The sequence below is a fragment of the Agathobaculum hominis genome (assembly GCF_014288055.1).
Lineage (GTDB): Bacteria > Bacillota > Clostridia > Oscillospirales > Butyricicoccaceae > Agathobaculum > Agathobaculum hominis.
In genome coordinates this window covers 109208-133067 of sequence record NZ_JACOPK010000005.1, presented here as the reverse complement: position 1 = coordinate 133067, position 23860 = coordinate 109208, and the positions used below count along the sequence as shown (strand labels likewise).

Annotated in this window: 14 protein-coding genes and 1 pseudogene; 6 read left to right on the top strand and 9 right to left on the bottom strand. The window is 54.5% G+C overall.

All coding sequences use genetic code 11. From position 1 onward, the window contains the following. The first annotated feature begins 16 nt into the window (after positions 1-16). From H8S02_RS06840 to H8S02_RS06830, 3 genes are all read left to right on the top strand, one after another. Complete coding sequence (locus tag H8S02_RS06840; protein WP_186969881.1) at positions 17-196, top strand: hypothetical protein; 180 nt, start codon at positions 17-19, stop codon at positions 194-196. A 13-nt stretch (positions 197-209) separates the two neighbouring features. Continuing rightward, positions 210-1922 carry a recombinase family protein gene (locus H8S02_RS06835; RefSeq protein WP_186969880.1) on the top strand — a complete coding sequence of 571 codons (1713 nt, stop codon included), beginning with the start codon at positions 210-212 and terminating at the stop codon, positions 1920-1922. A gap of 791 nt (positions 1923-2713) precedes the next feature. Continuing rightward, positions 2714-3151, top strand: a complete 438-nt coding sequence (locus tag H8S02_RS06830; protein WP_186969879.1) for a sporulation initiation factor Spo0A C-terminal domain-containing protein — start codon at positions 2714-2716, stop codon at positions 3149-3151. 180 nt (positions 3152-3331) lie between these two features. Here the strand turns inward: H8S02_RS06830 and H8S02_RS06825 are convergent, their stop codons facing one another. Then, the gene (locus H8S02_RS06825) at positions 3332-3811 is read right to left on the bottom strand and encodes a sporulation initiation factor Spo0A C-terminal domain-containing protein (RefSeq protein WP_186969878.1); all 480 of its coding nucleotides are present in this window, start codon (positions 3809-3811) and stop codon (positions 3332-3334) included. Positions 3812-4426: 615 nt separating this feature from the next. Here H8S02_RS06825 and H8S02_RS06820 point away from each other — a divergent pair. Beyond that, complete coding sequence (locus H8S02_RS06820) at positions 4427-5575, top strand: SLC13 family permease (RefSeq protein WP_186969877.1); 1149 nt, start codon at positions 4427-4429, stop codon at positions 5573-5575. Between the two features lie 239 nt (positions 5576-5814). Here the strand turns inward: H8S02_RS06820 and H8S02_RS06815 are convergent, their stop codons facing one another. The 4 genes from H8S02_RS06815 to H8S02_RS06800 all read right to left on the bottom strand — a co-directional run bounded on the left by H8S02_RS06815 (position 5815) and on the right by H8S02_RS06800 (position 10958). Next, entirely contained in the window at positions 5815-7467 is a 1653-nt protein-coding gene (locus H8S02_RS06815; RefSeq protein ID WP_186969876.1) for a solute:sodium symporter family transporter, read from the bottom strand. 153 nt (positions 7468-7620) lie between these two features. Beyond that, positions 7621-8625 (bottom strand): sugar ABC transporter substrate-binding protein, encoded by a 1005-nt coding sequence (locus tag H8S02_RS06810; RefSeq protein WP_186969875.1) that lies wholly within the window; start codon positions 8623-8625, stop codon positions 7621-7623. Between the two features lie 85 nt (positions 8626-8710). Further along, complete coding sequence (locus H8S02_RS06805) at positions 8711-9649, bottom strand: sugar phosphate isomerase/epimerase family protein (RefSeq protein ID WP_186969874.1); 939 nt, start codon at positions 9647-9649, stop codon at positions 8711-8713. Positions 9650-9779: 130 nt separating this feature from the next. Then, positions 9780-10958, bottom strand: a complete 1179-nt coding sequence (locus H8S02_RS06800) for a Gfo/Idh/MocA family protein (RefSeq protein WP_186969873.1) — start codon at positions 10956-10958, stop codon at positions 9780-9782. 274 nt (positions 10959-11232) lie between these two features. Between H8S02_RS06800 and H8S02_RS06795 the strand changes: the two genes are divergently transcribed. Together H8S02_RS06795 and H8S02_RS12555 are read left to right on the top strand one after the other, a co-directional pair. Continuing rightward, positions 11233-12120, top strand: coding sequence for an AraC family transcriptional regulator (locus tag H8S02_RS06795; RefSeq protein WP_186969872.1), 888 nt, complete (start codon positions 11233-11235; stop codon positions 12118-12120). A 90-nt stretch (positions 12121-12210) separates the two neighbouring features. Continuing rightward, positions 12211-12381, top strand: a pseudogene (locus H8S02_RS12555) (DUF6429 family protein); the annotation flags it as partial. Positions 12382-13185: 804 nt separating this feature from the next. Here the strand turns inward: H8S02_RS12555 and H8S02_RS06790 are convergent. From H8S02_RS06790 to H8S02_RS06775, 4 genes are all read right to left on the bottom strand, one after another. Then, positions 13186-14415: an ABC transporter substrate-binding protein gene (locus H8S02_RS06790; RefSeq protein ID WP_186969871.1), complete on the bottom strand. Its 1230-nt coding sequence runs from the start codon at positions 14413-14415 to the stop codon at positions 13186-13188. A gap of 2 nt (positions 14416-14417) precedes the next feature. Further along, the gene (locus tag H8S02_RS06785; RefSeq protein ID WP_118722609.1) at positions 14418-16022 is read right to left on the bottom strand and encodes a response regulator; all 1605 of its coding nucleotides are present in this window, start codon (positions 16020-16022) and stop codon (positions 14418-14420) included. Beyond that, complete coding sequence (locus tag H8S02_RS06780) at positions 16019-17776, bottom strand: sensor histidine kinase (protein WP_186969870.1); 1758 nt, start codon at positions 17774-17776, stop codon at positions 16019-16021. The genes H8S02_RS06785 and H8S02_RS06780 overlap by 4 nt, the downstream gene beginning before the upstream one ends. Before the next feature lie 108 nt (positions 17777-17884). After that, on the bottom strand, positions 17885-23752 hold the full coding sequence (locus tag H8S02_RS06775; protein WP_186969869.1) for an S-layer homology domain-containing protein: 5868 nt from the start codon (positions 23750-23752) through the stop codon (positions 17885-17887). Positions 23753-23860: the final 108 nt, after the last annotated feature.

The following is a 23860-nucleotide window of genomic DNA, read 5'->3' as shown; positions in this document are numbered from 1 at the left end:
CAAAGGAGGATTTTTCATGAATAACGAATTGGAACGCGCGCAGGTATACCAGATTTTAGCGCTCAACGACGAGATGCTCCGCAGCGGCTGCATCACCCGTGACGAGCACGATTTCGTCCGCCATTTGCAGACGGACAAGCTGACAAGGCTCCACGGCCGCGACAGCACACACCCCCGAGGCACCACTCTGAACTGAGGGAGGCGGCTCCATGGACGTCCGCAGACTGGACGAAATGCAGGCGCAGGGCCGCAGCATCTTCGACACCGAGCTTGCTGTGGCCTACTACGCCCGTGTTTCGACCGACAAAGACGAGCAGATCAACAGTCTCGGCAATCAGAAACGCTATTTTGAGGATTACATTGCCGCCAATCCCCACTGGACGTTTTCCGGCGGCTATGTCGATGAGGGCATCAGCGGCACTTCGGTCGAGGGGCGCGAGCAGTTCCTCCGCATGATCGAGGACGCGAAGCGCGGTCGCTTTGACCTCATCATCACCAAAGAGATCAGCCGTTTCGCCCGAAACACCCTTGACAGCCTCAGCTACACGCGCGAGCTGCTGCGGTTCGGTGTCGGCGTGTATTTCCAGAACGACAATATCAACACCTTTGACAAGGATGCCGAGCTACGCCTCACCATCATGTCCTCCATCGCGCAGGACGAGGTGCGCAAGCTGTCCGAACGCACCCGTTTCGGCTTCAAGCGTGCGCAGGAAAACAGCGTCCTGCTCGGTCAGAACAATCTGTTCGGCTATAACAAGGTCGACGGACGGCTTGAGATCGTCGAGCACGAGGCAGCCATAGTCCGCGAGGTGTTCGAGCGCTACACCGCAGGCGACCTCGGTCTGCGCGCCATCGCGAACGACCTTGAGCGGCGCGGCATTCGCGGACGTCAGGGCAGACCGCTCACCTACTCCACGCTGTACGGCATGATCCGCAACCCGAAATACAAGGGCTGCTACGCCGGTCGGCGCTATGCCTCCCGGGACTACCGCGACAAGCGCAGCTACCGTCTGAGCGAGGACAAGTGGCTCGTCCACGAAGATGACCGCGTGCCTGCCATCGTGCCGGAGGCCATGTGGGACGAGGCGAACCGCCTGCTCGCCGCACGCGGACAGACCATGAAGCAGCACGCGCAGGCATCGCAGAACCGCTATGCCTACAGCGGCAAGCTCATCTGCGCGAAACACGGCACAGCTTTCCACAGGCATGTGTATAAAAGCAAAAGCCGCGGCGAGGTGGAATGCTGGAACTGCAAGCTGTACCGCGAAAAGGGAAAACAGGGTGGCTGCGACTCCCCCACGGTCTACAGCCATGAGCTCGACCGCATTCTTGCGCGCGTGTTCGAGCAGGTGACGGACGAGCGCTCGACTGCCATGCAGGAGTACATCGACAATCTGCGCGCCTTTGCCGCACAGCAAGACAATGCCCCTGCCCTCGCGAAGGTCGAGCAGGAGCTCGAGACCGTCACCCGCCGCAAGGACAAGCTGCTCGATCTCGCGCTTGCCGGGGCACTCTCGAACGAGGAGTTCAGGCAGCGCAATGAGGCCTGCAACGAGCAGCTTGCCGCGCTCGAGCAGCAGCGAAAGGAATTGCAGAATGCAGACAAAACACTCGAGCAGCGCATTCGGCGCGTGGAAAGCCTGCGCCGCACCATCGAGGAGCGGTGGCAGACAAACTGCGGCTTTTCGCGCGAGATGTCCAAGGCGCTCGTCGACCGCATCGTCGTAGACGCGGATGAGAGCCGAACCTGCATCCGTCTGGAGATTTTCCTCACCACCGGAAGCGACTTCCGCGCCGAGCCGGTGCTGTCCGCCGCGACGCAGTCCCCGGACGCGCAGATGAAGCTGACCTTCCCCCGCTCGCGCTCCGGCCATCAGGGCGATTACAGCGTGACGTACCTTGTGCGGTGGCACCTCGGGTAAAAACGAAAGAAAGCAGTGATGCCGCCTCTAAAAGTGAAGCTCATCACTGCTTTTTCTGGTGTTACTTTTTGCGGTCAGACCCTCTTTTCCTTTCCCACGGTTCGTGGCAGGAAGGAGGTGGCGCGTGTGCGGAAAAAGGCTTTTCGGCTTTTGATATGTGCAGTAGTTTTGCTGTACATCTTTTGCATAAAAGCGTGTTGACCGCTTGGCTGGCACCAAACAGTCAACTATTTTTTAGTTAACTGACAGGGCTGACTGCGGTAGCAGCGCCCCTTATATTTATATTAAAGCATACGCTCCGGCTTTGTCAAGGCAACAGGGCCGGGGCGTTTTATTCAATCCGATAATACCGTATCCTGTCGTTTCATGTCGAATTTGTTCATTTTATATAAAATTTCATAGAAGAGCGCAGTTCAAACCGTACAGCATTCCATTCGACGTTTTTTACAGCAATTTGAAGTATTCTCACACAATATTGACACGCAGTGTGAAAAACAGGTTAAACTGCTATTCAGCCGGAGGGCGACCGGGGCTTCCTGCGGCGCATTCACAGACGGCCTTGAATTCTTTCGATTAACGGAATCCTGACGCGAAAAGAGGGATTTTTCGCGTCTGTTTGTGCAACCTGCTGTTCAGCGCCTCGATTTTCGACGCAGCAGTAAGATTATGGATAATTCATCGAATTTTTCTTCTTTTTTCCTGTTTTTTCGCATGATATAATGGGAATCAAAGAAGGAAATTTCCTTTCTGCATACCATATTCAAGAGAATTGTTTATCGGAGGTCGTGGTTATGATGTTGATGATGAATGATGAAGTTGTTGTGGAAAAAGCGGAATCTGTCGAAAAAGAACACTCTGCTCTTGCGCGGGAGATTGAATTTCGCTTGACGCCCTATCTTTACCAGCTTGGTATCCCGCCGCACGTTACGGGATACAGCTATCTGCGCAGTGCGGTGGTCGAGTTTTTACTCAATCCGTCGGAAATGCGGGAGATAACCAAAACGATTTACCCCCGGATTGCTCTGGAGCACGGTACGACGGTCAGTGCGGTGGAGCGCGCGATTCGCCATGCGATTGCGGCGGCATGGAACAACGGCGGTCTGCGCGGCATAAAGGGCGACCCGTGCACGGCACTTCTGACGTTCCGCCGCAAGCCGACAAACAAGGGCTGCATCACCGCGTTTGCGGATATGATCCGGCTCGTATATGGCACGGCAATCGGGCTTTAAACACCGAAAAAGGGAAAATAACGTCCGTTTTTACGTCCAAACGTCAGCTTTTCTGCATAAAAAGCAGCTGCCGAAAGGCAGCTGCAAAATTCAAACGATGCTGAAGTGTATGGCCGGCGCGGCCTGCGGACGGATTTTACCTGCTGATAAAAGCGCAGTTTTCGCCGCATTACCGCCCGTTTAGAGCTTGATTTCGTCACCGAGTTTGCTCCGGACTGCCGCTGCAAGACAGTCGATAAACTGTGTCACTGTCGGCATTTCGCGGAACGTGATGGCATCGGGGCCCTCATCGTCTGCGGACATATACCCCTCGTTCCACGCATATCTGACCGCAGCGGCGCAGGCGCGCTCCACAGAAGCAAGCGAGGTACCGCGCTCAACAGCAATCGTCATGAGCAAGGCAAGGTGAGTCGAATTCTGAATGCCGTCAAGGAGGTACAGGATAACGGCGCGGCACAAAATTTCATAACCGCGCATCTGCGGCGTGATGCCGAGCCGGAACAGATACGGAAGGGTTGCGCAGGCAATTTTCTCCTCGTCCGCCGCGCGGCCGAACAGGATATTCTGATGCAGATAGAGCGCTCCCTGCTCATTCTCCGGCATCCAGAGGTAATCGTACAGATCGTTCATAAAATCGTCCTTATTCATGTTTTCATCCATAGTTACACCTCCCGAAAGCGCATAATAATCACCAATCTTTTCATTGGAAAACGTAAAATCTGTTTCAACAGAAAGATGTTTTCCATGTTTGGCAGGACGTCCCCGACGACCGGTCTGTGCAGGTGCAAGATCATACATGACAGAATCAATCCTTGCATTGCCAATCAGATCCAGATTCGGATATTCATCAACGATTGAAACCAGATTCTGTTTTATGTACCAGCTGTCACAAAGAATGATGATATGATCTTTGCTGTGAAATTCAGGCATAACCTGCCGGATCATGGAGGCTGCCAGTTCCAGTTTAGATTCTTTTTTCTGCCACATACGATAGCCAAGAGGAACGGAAAGATAAGATACTTTATCCCTATTCCAGACAGGCTACGCAGAGCATGACACTCACAAAGCAGTGTCCATTCAGATAGTTGGAACCGTTGTGTGCAGCATGGTCAAACAGTTTTGAAACATTTGATGTCGCCATTGATAACATTTTTATTATACAGGAATGAGGCGGTAATCGCAAACACAATCCACAATACAAAATGATATTCTTTTTTTCTGGATGTTTCTGTGATATACTTATACGCAGTCGTATCAGAACGGAAAGGAAATATTATGTTACAAAAAATATATGTTTTTTTCAGGAAAGAAACTGTTTTGTCAATTGCAGTGATCCTGGCGCTTCTTTCTATGTTCTGGGTCAGACCGGATAAGGCTTATTTTACTTATATCGATTTCAGGACGCTCGGGCTCCTCTTCTGTTTGATGGCAATTGTAGCTGGTTTGAAGGCTGTTGGTGTTTTTGATATACTTGCCCAAAAATTGCTGATGGGAACATCGAGAACTGTGGGTATGATCAGGCTGTTGGTACTCTTATGTTTCTTCCTGTCAATGGTGATCACCAATGATGTGGCATTGATTACTTTTGTTCCTCTTGCACTGATCATTGTGCATAAACTGCCAAAGGAACTGGGCAATTACTGGCTTCTTAAAATAGTAGCCATGCAGACAATCGCTGCTAATCTCGGAAGCATGCTCACACCAATCGGAAATCCGCAGAACCTTTATCTATATGCCAGAGCAGGGATGTCCGCGGCAGAATTAATAACCCTGATGCTTCCCTATTCCGCCACAGCACTTATCCTTCTTCTGATATGGATACAGGCAGCCGCTGCCAAAGCACCTCACGTATGCGGTTCCGAAAAAGATAAAACTCTTTTGGGATTCTCTGACAGAAAAGAACTTAACATGGAATACCTGGCCGCTTACCTAATCTTATTTACAATCTGCCTGCTCACTGTTGCACGTATCATTCCATACCAGATTTCTCTTGTATTGGTTCTTATATATACGCTGCTAAGAAACAGGGAAAATATAAGCAGGGTGGATTACTCCCTGCTTGCCACCTTTATCGCATTATTTATTTTTATCGGCAACCTTGGAAGGATTCCGCAATTCAGCAGTTTTCTGGAAAGAATCATGGCAGGAAGGGAAACACTTACTGCTGTTCTTGCCAGTCAGATTATGAGTAATGTTCCCGCTGCGCTTCTTTTATCCGGCTTTACAGATAATTACCGGGCTTTAATTGTCGGAACCAATATTGGAGGTCTCGGCACTCTGATTGCATCCATGGCAAGCCTGATAAGTTTCAAATATATTGCAAAAGACAACAGGAATCTGAGAGGAAGGTATTTGGGAATATTCACAGCCTCCAATATTATATTCATGATATTCATGTTAATATTGTATTTTTTTCTTAGATAAAGGTTTTCCCTGAATTACAAAAGCTATAGCAATTCTTTCTTCGCAAAAAATTCTCCGCGGCACTCTCCCATCCTGGAAGAAAAGCCGCGGAGAAATAAATATATTTTCGGTGCCAATACAAAGATCATTAATCTTTACACCACTTTGAACTGCACCCCATTTGTTAGACAGTTGATATACTATCTAAATAGATGGGGTGCAGTTCAAATGTCTGTCGAGTCTTTTTGCTTACAGAGCTTTTACCACGGCTGCGGATAATTCCAAGTACCGATGCCGAGTGGCGAGAACGCGATGTAGACCGCCGCGACGCAGATCAGAATGAGAGCCGTCGCGACCCATCGATACTTCCACGGGGTCAGGTCGACCGCGCCGACGTCCTTCTGCTCCCATGCCTCCGGGTGCTTCGCCCTGTTACGCTGATTGAAGAGGAACATGACGAGCAGTTCGAGCGGCAGCAGCACGAAAACGGCGTACAGATAATGGAACTCGCTACCGAGGAACAGCAGGAACGAGCCATAGCAGACCACGTGCAGCACGAGAATGACCTTTGCACTGTATTTCGGCAGGTGCTTGAAAAAGAAGCCGCCGAATACGGCCGTCAGAACCGGCAGTGCAATCAGCATTACGAGGGAATCCAGGAAGGTCTTGAGACCCGCCGGGAAGAAGTAGATCAGCGGACCAACGATGGTGGTCAGCACCGCGAAGATGATGCCGACATTCTTGCCGACCTTGACAAGCTTGTCCTCGGAAGCGTTCCGGTCGACGAACTCCGCGTAGATGTCCATGGTAAACATGGTATCTACCGAGTTGAGCACCGAGTTGAACGAGGACAGGATCGCGCCGAGCATGACCGCGGCGAAAAATCCCATGAGCGGCGCCGGAACCACCTGCGCGACCAGCTGCGGATACGCTTCGTCCATCATGGACACCTGATCGCCCTGCAGCTCAAACAGCGCATACGCGATAACGCCCGGAAGCGCAAGGTACATAAAGCCGATGATCTTGAGAAATGCGCAGTAAAGAGCGCCCTTCTGTGCCTCCTTGAGGTTCTTCGCCGCAAGTACACGCTGGATGAACGACTGATGCGTGCACCAGGACTGAAGGCCGAGGAAGAACAGACCGGTAAATACGGTCGGCCACGGAACCGCAGGCGGCAGAGAGTCCGCCGGTGCGATGGAGTTGAGCATATCCGAATGGTTTTCGATCAGAAAGCGCATGCCGTCAATGACCGACAGTCCGTCGCCGCCCGCCGTCTTGCCGAGTACGCTAAGTGCAAAGAACGGGATCATGAAGCCGCCGATCAGCAGGCCGATACCGTTTACCGTATCCGACACCGCAACAGCCTTCAGGCCGCCGAAGATCGCGTAGATCGAGCCGATGATGCTGATGATGATGCAGAGGATGATGACCGCCTGGAACTTGGTCACGCCCAGAATGCCGGAAACATTAAAAATGTTCTCGAATACCAGCGAACCGGAGTACAGAATGACCGGGATCTGAACCACGATGTACAGCAGGATATATGCGATGGAGAACCACAGCTTGGTGCTCCTGTCATACCGCAGACCGATCAGCTCCGGGATGGTGGTGATGCCGCTTTTCAGATAGCGCGGCGCGGCGAACAGCGCCAGAACGATGCAGCACGGCGCCGCGACGATCTCGAACGCCATCGGGCTCATGCCGACGCTCCATGTCTGTCCGTTCGTGCCGACTAGCTGCTCTGCCGACAGATTGGTCAGCAGCAGCGAGCCTGCGATAACGAAGCCCGGCAGACCGCGCCCGGCCAGAAAGTAGCCGTCTGCGGTCGACTGGTCATCACCCTTTGTTTTTACATACGAAATAACTGCAACAAGTATCGTGAAGCCGATAAACGTCGCCATTGTCCAAACCATTGGAATCCCCTCTTTCACGCGGTCTATAACCGCTTTAATTTCCCATCTTTGTTATTTAATGCTTAAAAATGCGTATAGCTAAGGCGGACGCAGGTGTCGAACTCTGCGTCCGCTCAGTCAATAAACTGTTTATGCTGTCAAATATGGTTTGAATTACTCCCAAAGGCCCTTGGTCTTCATGTCCGAGATGTAGTCGTCGATATTGCTCGAGTCGACGACCTTGGAGCCGGAGTCGATGAAACCCTCAACCTTGCCGCCGTCAAGAACCTCGACCGCCGCCTCGACCGCCTTGTAGCCCATATCATAGCCCATCTGCGCAATGTCGATGGTCAGCGAGCCGTCCATAACTGCCTCGATGGCAGACTGATTGCCGTCAAAGCCGCACAGAACGGTATCTGCGTAATTGGTGTTGCCGGAATCCTTGATAACCTTTGCAGCTGCAAGCGCCATGTCATCCGCGATGGACAGAACTGCGTCTACGCCGTTCGGGTACTTCTGGATAACCGCCTCCATAGCGGCGGCTGCTTTGTCCGGCATGGTGTCAGTGTACTGCACTTCGAGCACCTGACCGCCTGCGGCTTCGATCGCATCGCGGTAGCCGCGCAGACGTGCCTCGTGCGTCTCGTCACCCTGTACGCCTGCGATGATAACAGCCGTCGGCTTGTCCTTGCCGAGTGCCTTGCAGGCCTCAGCAACCGCCTTGCCGCCGCTCAGCGCTGCGTCCTCGTTGCCGGTGCCGACAAAGCAGGCTTTTTTGTCCGACGTAAAGTCGGTATCGAGCGCGACGACCGGCTTGTCCGTAGACGAAACAAGGGTGGCGGTAGAAGTAGACTGCTGCGGCGCGATCACGACCGCATCAATGCCCGGATTGCCGAGCGCGGTTTCGATCATGTTGACCTGCTCGTCATACGCCGTTGCCGCCGTCGGCGACTGGATTTCAACCGTCACGTTGTCGTGCTCCGCATCATAGGCGCGCGCGCCTGCGATGACCTTGTTAAAATGACCGTCTGTGTGCTTGACGATCACGGTAACGTGATACGGCTTGTCCGAGGAGGCGGACGAGCCGCCCTCATTCGATGCCGTCTGGCCTCCGCAGCCGCTCAGCATGCCGACGCACAGTGCGCCTGTCAGTACCATGGACAACAGTTTGCTTCTCATACTTTAACACTACCCTTTCTCTTTTTTCGAACTGATTGACTTCCTTCCTTTGGGGGTACGCAAAAATGTGGATTGTTGTGAAATTTTACTGGCTGATGGTCTGGCGGAGCGCGTCGATGGAGGTATGAACGCCGGCGTCAACCGTCATGGTCAGGTCCTCCATCTCGAGCGAAACGTCGCCGTCGTAACCCATCATGTGGCATACAGAGAAGAATTCCTTCCACCACTGCAGGTCCTTGCCGCAGCCGACAGCCACGTAGTTCCAAACGCGGTCAGCGGACTCGGTAACAGGACGAGGCTCGAGCAGACCGTCGGTGTCAGCCAGACCGCGCTCGATGCGCGCATCCTTGCCGTGAACGTGGAAGATGCAGCCCTTGAGCGCACGGGCAGCCGCGATCGGGTCTGCGCCCAGAACCATCATGTGGGACGGGTCGAGATTGATGCCGAGCATCGGGTCGGTAGCCTCGCGCAGCTTGAGCAGGGTCGAAGCAGACCAAACCATCGTGCCCGGGAACTCCTCGATGGCGATATGCTCAATGCCGCACTTCTTGCAGTGCGCGATGAACTCGTTCCAGAATGCGATGGTTACCTTCCACTGATACTCGTAAGCCGGAGCCATGAAATCCGGCCACGAAACGGTAGAGGTGATCCAGTTCGGGGTGGTGTCGGTCTCGTTGCCTGCCGGCAGACCGGCCATGGCTACGATTTTCTTAACGCCAAGCAGACCTGCGAGCGTTGCGCAGTCATACATGGACTTCTTGTACTCCTCGCCGGTCTTGGAGGGCCAGAGCGGGTTGCACGAGGTGTTCAGTGCAGAAATGCGCATGCCGCGCTTTTCAAGCTCCATCATGAACGCTTCACGCTTGCCTGCGTCCGCGAGCAGCTCGGCGGTGTTGCAGTGCTTGCGTGCGCCCCAGCCGCCGGCGGTCATCTCGACCGCGTCAATGCCGAGGGACTTTACCTTGTCGAGCATATCCGTGTAGGACAGGTCAGCGAATACGTCAGTGCAGATTGCGAGTTTCATATAGTTTACCTCACTTTTTCTTGTATTTCAACAGATTGGAAGATATTAATGAGTGCTGCTGCCGGGGGAGTCCGGCAGCAGCGGGAAGAGAGAAAAAGAAATGGGAGAATTGAGAAATAAATGGGTAAAATTACTTAAAATCGACCCATACGCCGCCCTTGTCAGCGGACTCTACGCACTTGAGTACCCAGCGGATGCCGTCGATGCCGTGCTCCAGATCGGGGTAAACCAGGCTGTTCAGTGTCTCCTCGTCGCCGCGGTTCTTCGCGTCCATCGCGATCGCGAAACGGGTGTACAGGTTGCTCCAGGAATCGATCAGGCCGGTATAGTGCAGTGCGCCCAGGCGCTCATATTCGAGCGCTTCCGGATTGAGGTAATCCATAGCGCGGACCAGAGTCTGACGCGGCTTGCCCTGTACTTCGTAGTACAGCTCATCCGGGTGCATATCGTTCCACTCGAGGGAAGCCTTGGTGCCGACGATGCGGATGTGCTGGCTGCTCATATCGCCTGCGTTAACAGCGGATGCCCACATACGGCCTACCGCGCCGTTCTCGTAGCGCATCAGAACGTAAGCGTTGTCCTCCAGCGGAGCACGAGACTTGATGAAGCTCTGGCGGTCGCACAGCAGCTGCTTGAGCTTGAGCTGCGGGCAGACCAGCTCGGACATGTAGAAGGTGTGGGTGGACAGGTCGCCGAGTACGAAGGACGGGCCGGACTTTGCCGGGTCTACGCGCCACTTCTGACCCTCGGCCTGCTTGTCGCCGGTCGGGTCGCAGGCAAAGCCGTGTGCGTAGCGGAGATCTACCATGGTTACCTCGCCGATGTCGCCGTTCTGGATCATGGAGCGCATCTGGCTGAGCAGGTCGAAGCCGGAGAAGCCGTAGGTTACGCAGACGATCTTTCCCATCTTCTCGGCCAGAGCCTTGATCTCCTCGCCCTCTTCTACCTTGAAGAACAGCGGCTTCTCGCAGATAACGTGCAGGCCAGCCTCCAGAGCGGCCTTGCAGACCTCAAAATGCTGGAAGTTCGGGGTTGCGATGTCGACAGCCTCGATGCCGTCCTCGCGCTTTGCCTCCTCTGCGAACATGGTCTTGTAATCCGGATACAGGCGCTCCTCGTCCATGTTCAGGTTCTTGCCGAAGTCTACGCAGCGGGCAAAATCGAGGTCGAATGCTGCTGCCTTGAGCTCAAAGGAGGTGTTGTCGCGCATTGCGCCCAGACGATGCTTGTAGCCTACGCCGGAGGTACGGCCTCCGCCTACGATGCCCCAGCGGAACGGACGAGCGATTTTCTTTTCACCGATGAACATAATTTTTCCTTCTTTCTTCAAATTAAAAATAGTTGAATACTGCTTTGAATAGACATGCTTGTAGTTTTGTGAAATACCTACAATAAATTCGCATTAGCTTTGTTTATTGTATCTATTTCCTAACTTCTGAGCATAGTATAAAATATTTTTACAGCACATTCAATAAGCGTTTCTGCCGTAAAATTCATCAATTCTGCTTTCGTGCAGAAAACGCAGAAAATTCGTTCATCAATTCTGTTCTTTCATTCATGTATTCTGCGAGGGAGGAAAATACATGCAGAGCGTCGACCCCGGTATTCTCAGCAAATCCGTATGTTTCTCTTTCACTCCATCTCAAAGAGCGAAAGACCTGCTGTTCTACCCTACCTGGTGCGGTCACTATTTCTGCACCGACAATTACTATATGAAGCGCGACAGCTATCCGCCGCTGCTCATCGTCTACATCCGCAGGGGACGCTTCCGCGTAGAGTACCGCGGCGAATTCCGTGTCGCCGAGGCCGGAGACGTCCTGCTCATCGACTGCGTCGAGCCGCACTACTACCACGCAGAGGATGGTCTGGAATTTGTCTATATGCACTTTGACGGCTCCAACTCGCACGAGCTCTGCCGCAGCATCACCGACCAGCAGGACTGGCTTATCCGCTGCGAGAACAACACGCTCATCGGCAATCTGCTGTATGACATGGTACAGTTCTACAACAGCAACAGCGTGGAAACCGACATGCAGAGCTCGGCGCGCATCTATCGGATTTTCGACCTGCTGCTCGCGCCCAGCGCGCAGGAAATGTCGGCGGACGATCCGATCGAGCAGGCCATCCAGTACATCCGTACCAACATCGGCAAGGCTATTTCGGTTGAGGATCTCGCCTCGTCCGTCTGCCTGAGCACGTCCTACTTTGCCCATATGTTCAAGCGCCGCACCGGCTTTTCCCCCGCTGATTATGTCATCAACTCGCGCATCGAGCGCGCCAAGGTGCTGCTCGTCCACACGCAGAAGCCGATCGGTGAGATTGCCGAGGAGGTCGGCTACGCCACCAGCGGCAGTCTCATCAATCTGTTCGTGAAAAAGGTCGGCAGTTCTCCAAAGCAGTACCGCAGCGAACATCTCTCACAGGCGCTCTCCGCCGCCGACGGCCGACCGTCGCGTACCGCAGACAGATAGGAAAGACCTCGGCAGCGCGCACGCACAGCAGCGCCTGACCTTACCCGGTTTTCACAGGGAGAGAAATTTGATGAAGCAACCGATTTTTACGCCTGGAAAGGGTATAACTTCGATATTCTGAATGAACTGTCTGATGCAGATTACATCAGACAGGGTAGTCATCCATCACGCTCAAAATCCGTTTACATTACCGAAAGCGGTATGGAACAGGCGCAAAAGCTTCTGGCCCGGTATGGGATCGATGACTGGAAGCGCAGCTGAGAACAAAGACAGCACCTTTTTTTGCTCTGAATACGCCAAAAACCCGGCTGCGATTTAATACGCAACCGGGTCTGTCTTTCCGACAATCTGTGTTTTGACTTTGCAAAACACGGACGTCTGAAAGTTCCCATACGGAAACTTTCTCCCTCTTAAAGCATCAAAACCGCAGCAAAAAACCGCCCCGAAGGGCGGCTCGTTGACAGGTTTCGACTGCGTATGATATGATGCTGACAGACGCTGTTACTTTTAGCGGTCAGCCCCTCTTTTCCTTTCCCGCAGTTTGCGGCAGGAAGGAGGTGGCGCATGTACAGAAAAAGACTTTTCGGCTTTTTATGTGTGCAGTCATCCTGCTGTACATTTTCTGTATAAAAGCGCGATGACCGCTCGGGTAGGCACCGAAACGGTCATCAATTCTATTTCTTGACTGTGAGGGTCTGACTGCTGTAGCAGTGTCCCTTTATATTTATATAATAGCATACGCTCCGGCTTTGTCAAGGCAACAGGGCTGGAGCTTTTTATTCGATTTTCCATGCCTTCAGCTGCTCCAGATATTCTTTTCGCTCTACCAACGCACTCACCTCGCCGTTATAGTGTTCCCATTATAGCGCACGTTATGACGTTCACCAAATTATATTCCGATTTCGGAATATAATTTTATTTTTCTCGTATGTAATCCGATTTGGGAATGTTTTCGCAGAAGACGGCGTCCTGTAACCGCAGGATTTTAATCATATTATATCTGTGCCCGCAAGATTTGCCAAAGGCTGATTACGGAAGCCGTAATCGGTCGAGCGGAGGTGGTCTTCAACTGCTCAGCTCCTCAATCTCCCGCTGCGCGTTCCGCAGCGCCGTGTCGATATCCTTCTGCCCGGTCACGCTCTGCCGGAAGGCATCGCACAGGATTTCCTGCTCCCTGCTGGTATCCTGATACGCACCGACCGCAGTTTCCCGATCCAGATATACCATCGGGTCCAGATACGCGCCGTAAAAGCTGTTCCGGTAGATCTCCTCCACCTCGCTGTCCAGATATGCAGGCATCATCTGCTCCGCCGCCATGATCTTCGCACCCTCGGCCCCCGCTGCAAAGCGGATGAACTCCCACGCCAGCTCCTGCTGCTGCGAGGAACGGCAGATGCCCATGCCGGTCTGGATAACGGTTTCACTGCTCTTCTGGTCCTCCGCCCAGACCGGCGCTTCCGTCACGCCCCAGCGAAAATCAAACCGCCCCGCCCGATAGTCGGTCATCAGATAATTCAGATACCACGTACCGCCGATGTACATGCCGTACTGCCCCAGTTCAAAGCACTGCTGCTGTATATCCTGCGCGATGCAGGTGCTGTACTGCTGCATGCACCGTTCCTGCTGCATCTGCTGTACCCAGCCGATGATCTGTCGCATGCTTTCCGCATTATCATAACCGCTGTTTTTCCCCGTTGCAAGCCACTGAATATCCATCGGCAGCGACATCATCGCGTACTCGCCCTCGCTCAGGCTGCTCTGCATCTGCTGCGCCAGTTCGTGCACCTGCTCCCATGTCAGCCGCTCTTTCGGATACGGAATGCCTGCCCGGTCAAACAGCTCGCAGTTGTACAGCAGCACATAACGATCCCGCCGGTAGGGAATTCCGTACTGATGTCCGTCAAACTGCATCTGCACCAGCTCCGCACTGTCCCGCAGGTCATGTCCGTACTGCGCGAGCAGTTCGTCGAGCGGCTGCGCAATGCCGTATTCATACAGCTTGTACAGCGAGTCCATCGTACGGCAGAGAAACACATCGGTCTGCCTGCCGCTCAGCAGCCGCGCCTGCATTTTCTGGTCGTAGTAGGCATCCGGATAGCTGACCACCTCGACCTGCACATCGGGATGGCTGTCCTCAAACGCCCGTATCAGCTTCCAGTCATAGCTGGTCTTGTCGTAGTCCCACAGCACCACGGTAAGCATTGTCCTGTGCGAGACATCTGCGATATTGCTCTGCGCGGTGCAGCCGCACAGAGCGAGCAGCGCCGCCAGCAGCAGCAGTCCTTTTTTCCGCAACGCTATCCCTCCCGACGCTGATTTTTGAACTCGACGGGCGTCATGCCCGTGACCCTCTTGAAAATACGGCTGAAATAGAATTTATCCTCATAGCCAACCATCTGTCCGACGCGGTACACCTTTGCATCCGTGAGCAGCAGCAGTTCCTTCGCCCGCTCAATACGGTACTCCATCAGCAGCTCGGTATAGCTTTTCCCGGTAAACTTCTTGAGCAGCGTGCTGAAATACGACGGATTCAGGCTGACCGCCCGTGCCGCCTCCTGCAGGGACGCTGCTTCGCGGTAGTGCGCCGCGATCCAGTCCTGCGCCATGCCGACGATCTTCGCACCGCCTTTTTCGCTCTCTCGAAGGAGAAAATCAGACAGATCCTGCCGGAGCGCGTCAAGCCATGCGATTACCTCGCCCAGCGTTTCCATGTGCAGCAGCTCCTCATAACTGCGGCAGCTGTTTGTCAGAACCGTGCGTATCGGCAGTTCATTGCGCTCGAAATGCTCCTGCACGATGTACAGCAGCTCGAGCGCGATCGCACGCACAGTGGAACGGCTGAGCGCCAGCCGCTGCATATCGGTTTTGAGCCGCGCAAACACTCGCTCCAGCTCCTCCGGCGTGCCGGAAACCAGAATTTCGCTGAGCTCCGCACGCACACCGGACAGGCTGTAGCTGTCCTGCCTCGTCTGCTCCATATCCTGCCGCCACAGCAGCACACCGTCATGCGATGCATAAAACCGCTGCGACACGGCTGCATTTGCCCGCCAGAATGCCTCCTTGATGCCGGCGCCGCCCGGCTGCATGCTGCTGCCGACCAGCACCGTACACGAGAGCTCCAGATATTCATGCAGCATTTTGCGCAGCCTCTTCGCCAGCCGCAGAACCGCCTCGTCCGGCGCCGACACCGGCGCAGTCAGCAGGACATCAAACTCACCGGTACGCCCGGAAAAACAGTAGCCGCAGCAGACATCGCTGACGATCTCCTCCGTGATGTTAACGACCGAAATACGCAGCGTCTGTATCTCCTCTGCAGTGGCTTCCTCAAAGCGGTACACCTCGCCCACCTTGATTACCATGCAGTACACCGGACGGCCCTCCAGATGAATCTCCAGTTCACGCATGGACTGCTCCAGCTGCTGTCCGTTCATGTAGTAATTAGAAACCACATCCCACAGAAAATTCTGACGCAGCAGCGCACGGCTCTTCTCGTCGTCACCAGAAAACAGCGGCGAGGCGGCGGTATTCTCCGCAGCAATGGCGCGCAGGCTGTGCAGCAGCTCCTCCGGATTGAGGTTCAGCTTGAGCAGATAGTCCCGTGCGCCCAGCTTGAGCGCCTGCTTGACCAGTTCGAACTCGTCGTAGCTGCTCAGCACCAGAATTTCCGGCGGCGTGCTCTGCTGCCGCAGCTGACGGATGAGCTCGATGCCGTCCATGCCCGGCATTTTGATATCAGTAATGACGATGTCCGGCTTCTTTTCCTGTACGAGCTGCATCGCCTCCAGTCCGTTCGCCGCCTCCCCGACCAGAACGAAGCCGTTTTCTTCCCAGTTAATGACGGTTTTAAGTCCAATGCGAACCATCGTGTCGTCATCCGCGATCAGTATGCGCGGTTTTCTCATTTGCTCTCCCCCATTTCCCGCAGGTGTACCGTCACACAGGTACGAACGTGCTCCTCGCTCTCAAAGGACAGTCCGCAGTCCTTGCCGTACAGCATGCGCAGACGTTCATCCACATTGTGAACGCCGATGCTGCCCTGCGTCACCTGTTCATGACGCTGAAGGCGCTGTAAGATCTCCGGCGGAATACCTGCTCCGTCGTCCTCAACAGAGATGTAGATCTCCCGCTTTTCTCTCCATGCCGTCAGACGGATCGTGCCGCCGTGATGCGGCGCGGCTTCAATGCCATGCAGAATGGCGTTTTCGATGAGCGGCTGAAGCAGAAAGCGCTGAAGCCGCAGATCGATCAGGCTCTCATCCTGCACATCGACCTCATACTCAATGTTCCCCTTGTAGCGGATATTCTGAATATAGATATACTGCTCCAGCAGAGCCAGCTCCTCCCGCAATGTGATCTGCTCCTCTGCCTTGCTCAGGCTTGACCGCAGGATGCTGCCCAGCGCCTCCGTCATATTCTGAATACCGCGCGACCCCTGCATGACCGCCATCATCTTGATCGAATTGAGTGTATTGTAAATGAAATGCGGATTGATCTGCGCACGGAGCATACGGACCTCGGCCTTGCGTTTTTCCTTTTCCTGCTGTACGCGGCTGTCCAGCAGCGCACGGATATCGTCCTGCATCTGCTCGATGCCCTGCTCCAGCCGGGCATATTCCTGCACGCTGTCGCGCGGCAGCGCACAGTCGAACTGCCCCTGCGCAATACGGTCTACCGCGTCCGCCATGCTCCGTATCGGCTGCACCAGCCGCTCCGCGAACACGGATGCCAGAATAAGCGCCAGCAGCAGCGCCAGCGCACCGACTACCACGAACGCCTGCAGCAGAATGCTGCGCTGCTGCGCAAACTCGTAGGTCGATACCGCTTCTACAATGCACCAGTCATATACGCTCGAGCTCCTCTTGAAAAACTGGTATGGTGCATCCCGCAGCCTGTGTTCCTCATTCATCGCCATGCGGCGCAAATCCTGTTCTGTATGGGCCGACAGCCTTTTCCAGCCGTCGCTGCGCACGACATACGAGTCTGTCGTATCGACCAGACAGAACGCTGTGTTCTTCTGACCGAGCAGCGCATCACCGATGTTGGTCAGCACGGCCTCGCGCAGCAGGATGACGAGATAACCGGCGGTTCTGCCGGTGGTCTCATCGATAATACGGCGGCTATACGGCAGTACGGTCTCATACTGGCTGAACCGGCACGGATTATCTGCGCCGCTGCCCCAGCAGGCAATGCCGCCATCTGCGAAAAATGCGTCACTGCAAAAAGCACGGTACACCGCATCCCGATCGACCAGCGCCGCCTCCTTGCCGCGTCGGATATCCAGACCGTTTTCTCCGATCAGATAAAGCGACAGAATATCCTCCGTAACCGTTACGAACTGAAACTGCTCGTCTAGCATGGATGCAACCGCCATTGTCTCCGCCGGAGCAAATGGATCATCTGCCAGCATCAGCGCGCGTATCTGCCCGTTCTGACAGATCTGGTTTGCGAACTCCTCCACGCGCATCGCATTTTCCTCGATCTTTTCAATCGCATACTGCAAATTCTTCGTGTTCTCCCGCTCGAGATTGTTCCGCAGCACACGCTGCTCGGAGACGAAATAGTACGCACTGAATATCAGGCACACCAGAACCGCAGCCAGCATGAAAAACAAAAACAGCTGCTGCTTCATAGTCGGTTTTGTCCGGCGGATTTTCATGGCTGCACCTCCGTGAGTTGATGGATTTATTATAGCACATCCGGGGCGGAAAACGAAAGAGCAGACCCTGCCAGCTGGCAGGGTCTGCATGCAAATGAGATGGAAAATTTACTGATGATTATAAACGAGTGTGCCGTCTGCACTGCGGCTGTAGTGACTCAGCCAGTTGTTCCATACACGGGCAGAGTGCTCGGGCATGGTAGCGTGCGGCATGTAATCTACGATCTCCGCCTGTACCATCGGAACGCCATTCTTCTCACAGGTCATGGTGTACCAGCGGCCGGACTTCGTAAACGCGCCGCCGTTCTGCCAGTCAAGGCTGCCCTTGGTTGCATTACTGCCGTTGATCTTGCTCCAGTCCAGAGAACCGGTGCAGCCATTCAGCGCGAACCAGTCGCTCAGCGTCTTGCCGGAGGAATTTTCCTCTGCCAGCGGAACCGGGCAGATTGCCCATTCGGTGCCGCCTTCGGTACCTGCTGCCATGTAAACCGGAACGCCCGGGTAGCTGCCCTTTGCCTTGGCCGCTTCTACCTGCTCAAATACAGCTGCGTTGAAGATGAAACCAGACAGCGGTGCAACTGCCGCGAACATCTCCGGCTCATTCAGCGCCAGTACGTGCGTCATCTGAGAGCCCCAGGAATGACCGGTTGCATAAACTCGGCCGGTGTCGATAGAATAGTGTTTCTTCAAATCGTCCAGCATGTACTTGAAGAATTCGATTTCGTCCATGCGGGTCGGGTCCATTGCAATATTCCATGCGGGGAACGGTGCATTGCCGTTTTCGGAAATGCTGCCCGGGATTGCCGACGGGAATACAACGATGAAGCCCTTTTCGTCTGCGACCTTGTGCCAGTCGGTCTGACCGGCGTAAACACCGCCGTTCAGCGTGTAGCCGTGGTTTGCGAATACGACAGGAAGATTCGTGCTGTTCTTTGCGTTCTCCGGAACGTAAACGTACCATTCACGCATCCAGCCGCCGACTTTTTCGTAATGGCGGGTCATATGAAGGTCTGCGATCGGGTCCTTGGTAACGCGCAGGTCACCGCCCGGGTCTGCCATCCAGCGGCGTACGCCGAACAGGAAGTCATTCCAGATCGTGCTCTCCGTGTTTTTCGGAGCGCTCTCGCTCGTCCAGATGCGGTACGCTGCGGTATCGCGGTTGATCTTGTACGCATCCTCGTCTGCGGTCCACCCCGCCGAGCGGGTATACTTGGTGATATTGCCGTCCACCTTATCGTTATCAGTGATATGATCCGCAGTCTTCCAGTATGCCAGTGCGTTTGCATTGTTGTCGACCGAACCGATCATCCATACCGGAAGCGGCAGCGTGCTCTTCGGGATCGTGCTCTTGCGGGTGGAGGACTCCATATCATTGTAGCCGTTCAGGCTGGAGGCCATCTTCGCGCCGTTTTCTGCAATCCAGTCAGCCTCAACCGAACCGGCATCGACCGTGGCCAGGCCTGCCCATACGGCTGTCTGATCCATTGCTGCCATCTGTGCGATAGTGCCGCCTTCGCCGTAGCCTACCATGTAGTTTTTCGCCTCATGGATGCAGTACATCGTGCGGCCGGAGGCTGCTGCATAAACCTTGTTCACGTAGTCAATATCTGCTGCACGTTCTGCTGCACTCGTGCCATAGGTCAGGCCATTCAGATAAACAACGATGAACTTTTCCTGCTGCTTGGTCCAGTCTGCATCGATTGCCTGCGTATCCGTGCTGTCCGCAAGCGCTTTCCATGCGTCGAACTTGCTCTCGTCCTTGTTCGGCAGAACAAATACGCCTGCGCAGGATTCGCGTGCGCCTTCCGGGACATAAGAGGTAAAGGTGCGGGTTTCGCCGTTAGCCAGCGTTACGGTTTCCGTGTGCTCGCCGGTGTACAGCGTTGCATACGGGTTTGCCGGGTCGATATGGGTGCGGACGGTCAGTGCATAGGTTTTCTTCGTCGTGCCATCCGGTGCAGTGACCTCAATAGTGATCTCCTTGTAGCCGTTATTCAGATCAACGCTTACCTTACCGCCGGATACAGAAGTTCCGTTGACCTTGACCGTTGCGTTCGAGGACATTGCAGTCGGATAAATATCAACGCTCTTCGTACCTTCCGGCACCTCCGCGGCCAGCGTGTTCTGCTTGCCCATGCGGATTGCGTACATATTGGTGCCGTCTACCTGATGGATATTCGCAATGCCGCACAGTTTGTTGTTAGTCTCGTCGGAAACCGTGACCTTCAGGTTTGCCAGTTCATCAACTGCGGTATAATTCTCACCTGCCAGAACATTTTCCTTGCTGCCGTTCATGCAAATGAAGTGTCCGGTGCCGTTATCTGCGTAGCGATCTCCTGCGAAGGAAGCGCCGTCCGAGCCGCCGGTGTTGCGTACCGAAGTGCGCATAGCGGTTTCCGGACCGTAGTCCACGATGTTCTGCGCCGCGGTGATCAGCGTGTCCAGATGACCGGGCAGATCCTTGATCTCATAATCATCATGACCGCTCCAGGTAACCAGTTTGTCAAGATCGATTTCGCCCGCTTTGTCCAGTGCAGTTACCTTATCGCGGAAGATACGCAGGCTGGAAAGCAGTACGCGAACATCGTTGTTTACCAGTGTCAGCGAGTCTGCAACGCTGCGGCGATTGCAGCCAAGCTGATCGGACGAATAAAGAATGTTGTGTGCCTTGTCGAGCAGCATCATGCTGCCCGGCGTATGTCCCGGAATGTCATAATTGTCGAGCACGACGCCGCCGAGATCAAACTGATAGCCCTCCTCGATGCAGGTGAAGTCCTCTGCTGTCAGGGTCTTGTCGTTTGCGCCGTTCAACGCCATCGGGATGTCTTTTTCGTTGATATAAACCTTGCGGCCTGCCTTAACGAAGTCGCCGATCTGCGTCGTATGGTCGGGATGGCCATGCGAGATATAGAGATCTACCTCTTTCATGCCTGCCAGATTGGATACATACTCGTACAGGTTTTCCGCACCTTCCGGTGCCATGCCGGCATCGATCAGCAGCGCACCCTTGGTGCCCTTGATCAGATACATCTTGTCGCTGTCGTAATCAATGACATTCCAGACCTTCATATCGCCTTCATCGTACATCAGGCGATTCTTATGCTCATTCTTCGCCATGCGGTCAATGATGTAGGTAAAGGTTACAACATTGCTGTCCTCCATACCTGCCTTGGAGGCATAAGCCTTCAGCTCTACCTTGGTCTGCTTTGCCCTGCCGTCCCAGTTGTCCGTGTCTGCGCCGATGGTGATGAGTTCTTTCACTTCTGCGCCGCCAGCGCCGGAGGCAGCCTTGAACTTGGTCTGATCAAAAACCTTCGCAGTTGCCGAAGTCTTGGGATCAGAACCGTCCACCGTATACTTGATCTGCGCGCCCTCGGTATCCGAGAACAGCGCCATATACTGCGTTACCGTGAAGGTACCCGGTGCATCCGGATAAAACGGATCAGTATAGTTATCATAATCTGTGTAGGTATACGGTTCTTCAACCTGATTGCTGTTTTTCTGTCTGACTTTCAGCGTGTAACGCTTGCTGTCCGAACCGTTCTTTGCCGTTACCTCGATGACAAAACGCGCGCTGCTGCCAGTCAGCTTGCCCACATAAGTCTTGCCCGACTCTGCGGCTTCGCCGTTAATAGTGATCTTCGCGCCGGAGGAAGCTGCGGTCGGAACGATCTCGATCGAAGTCGTCTTCTCGTCCACCTCAGCGACAAAGCTGGTGGTGTTCTTGCGGGTCGGCTTAGTGCCGTCCGTCGGGTACTGCCAGTTTACATTGATGCCGAAATTCGGGTCGTTCCAAAGCAGGTTGCCCTTCTCGCCCTTCTTGTGTACAGACAGGTTGGACAGGTCTGCAATCTTGTTCTGATTGCCGTCGCGGTAGCCGTCGGACAGGTAATTCTGTTTGTTGACGTTGATGCCGACCCAGTTGATGTCCTTCAGGCGGTCGCCGACTACGACAGTCTTGGTATTTTCCAGATATCCCTCAAAGCTGTCCAGCGTGCGCAGGGTCGGAGTCGCTGCGCTCCAGCCTTCGTCAACGACCTTCTGCACCGCCGTCTGAAGATTGTCCAGATAGCCTGCCGTGCCGTCCAGTACAACGTCGTTGTGACCGGTGAGGATGCGCTTTACCGTGCCGAGGCTGTCAACGCGCTCCAGCGCGATCTGAAGCGAGGACAGGTAAACGTCCATCGAGTCCGCGAAGAACGTCGGGGACAGGTCTGCGAACTGCATCCAGAACGAGTCCGTGATGTGTGCGCGGTTGTTGCCGATCTGGTCGGTCGTGAACAGATTGCCGGTCGCGGCATCGAACAGCATGATGCCTGCCACCTGGTGTCCCGGCAGCTCGATTACATTAAATTTCGTGCCGCCCATGTCGTAAACGTCACCGTTTTTCAGCGTTTCCAGCTGTGCATCATAGGCTGCGCTTGCAGCGGCCTCATCTGCGAACATGCCGGAGGATACGCCAAACTGCTTGACATAATCACGCAGCACCTCAATACCGCGCTCGTTGACATAAACCTCAGCGCCCAGATCCTTGTTTTCCTTGCACAGGAACTGATGCGTCATCTGCACGTGATCCGGGTGCGGGTGGCCGATAATAAGGTCGATCGGCTTGCCTGCGCCGACGATCTTTCGTGCGGTCTCGTACAGATTTGCCGCGTCCTCTGCATCAAAGTAGCCGGCATCCAGAACCATTGCGCGGCCGGTGCCTTCTACCAGATACATCTTGTCGCTGTCGTAATCCTGAATGAGCGTTACGTTCGGGACGTCGCTGCCGTTCCAGTCCTTCGGTGCGCCAACCTTCAGTTCGTGGTGCGGGATGCTGGTAACATCGTAGTTCCAGTTCGCTACACTGCTGGTCCTGCCGTTTTTCACCGCGACTGCCTTAACGTTATAGGTCTTGGTGACCGGGCCTTTCGCGCTTGCGGTCGGCTGGGTGATCTCGATCTGACGATACTGATAGGTATCGAACTTTTTGCTTGCTGTGGTCGGGACAGCTGCCTTGTCTGCACCTTCCGCGATCTCATAATAAATGTCCGCGCCGTCCTGTGCGGTCAGCGTGACGAAATAGGTCATGTCGTAATTGAATACGCCCAGGCTCTTGGAGGTCTCCTGACCCTTGGGGAGCGGATATGCGCTCGGTGCCGCAGGCGTAGACGAGCTGCCGCCCGAAGAACCGCCGGAGGAGCTGCCCGTGCTGCCGGTCGTCAGAGTAGAGTTATGAATCTTGACCACCTTGCCGGTGATTTCGCAGCCGATCGCCTTGACTTCGCCGGCCTTGCCGCCGAGAATGACCGTGCCGCTCAGCTTCGCCTTGTTCAGCGTCACGCCGGAGGCCTTGACGATGACAATGCCGGTGCCCTTGGGCGTTACCGTGCCGGACTCGGTGATGTAATCCGAAATCATGTTGTCGAGCAGCTTGACTACTTCTGCGCGGGTGATATTCGCCTGCGGCTCAAAGCGGTTGCCGCTGCGGCCTGCAATATAGCCGTTCTTTGCAAAAGCGGCTACGTTCGCCATTGCCCACGAGGAAATGCGGTTGTTGTCCGCAAAGCTCGTCGAGCTGCCGCCTGCCGTTACCGACAGCGCACGCGCCAGCATGCTGACAGCCTCTTCGCGGGTGATCTTGTCCTTTGGACGGACATTTTTTCCGTCGCCCTGCATCACGCCCGCCTGCGCCACACGCAGGATCGGGTCTTTGTAGTACGCATTATCCAGATCAGAGAATTTGTTCTCTGCCTTGGTCTGGTAATCCATTATGCGGTCTATGATAACCGCCATGTCTGCTCGTGTTATGGGACTGTCCGGTTCAAAGTCTCCATTGTGGCCTTGGATGACACCGCGGTCGCTCCAGCGGCTGATCGCATCCTCCGCCCAGTGCCCGCGCGTATCCGCAAATGATGCGGCAAGCGCTGACGGCAGCATCGTCAGCAGCATTGCCAGTGTAATAAACCATGCACAGATCCGTTTGCGTTTCATTTTCATTCTCCCTTCTTTACTCGTTGTCGGCCGAATTTCATCGGCTTCCTGCTGCCATTATTGTACCGTGTCCGCGCCAAAGCGAAAATGAAGCAAAACCAGAATTGT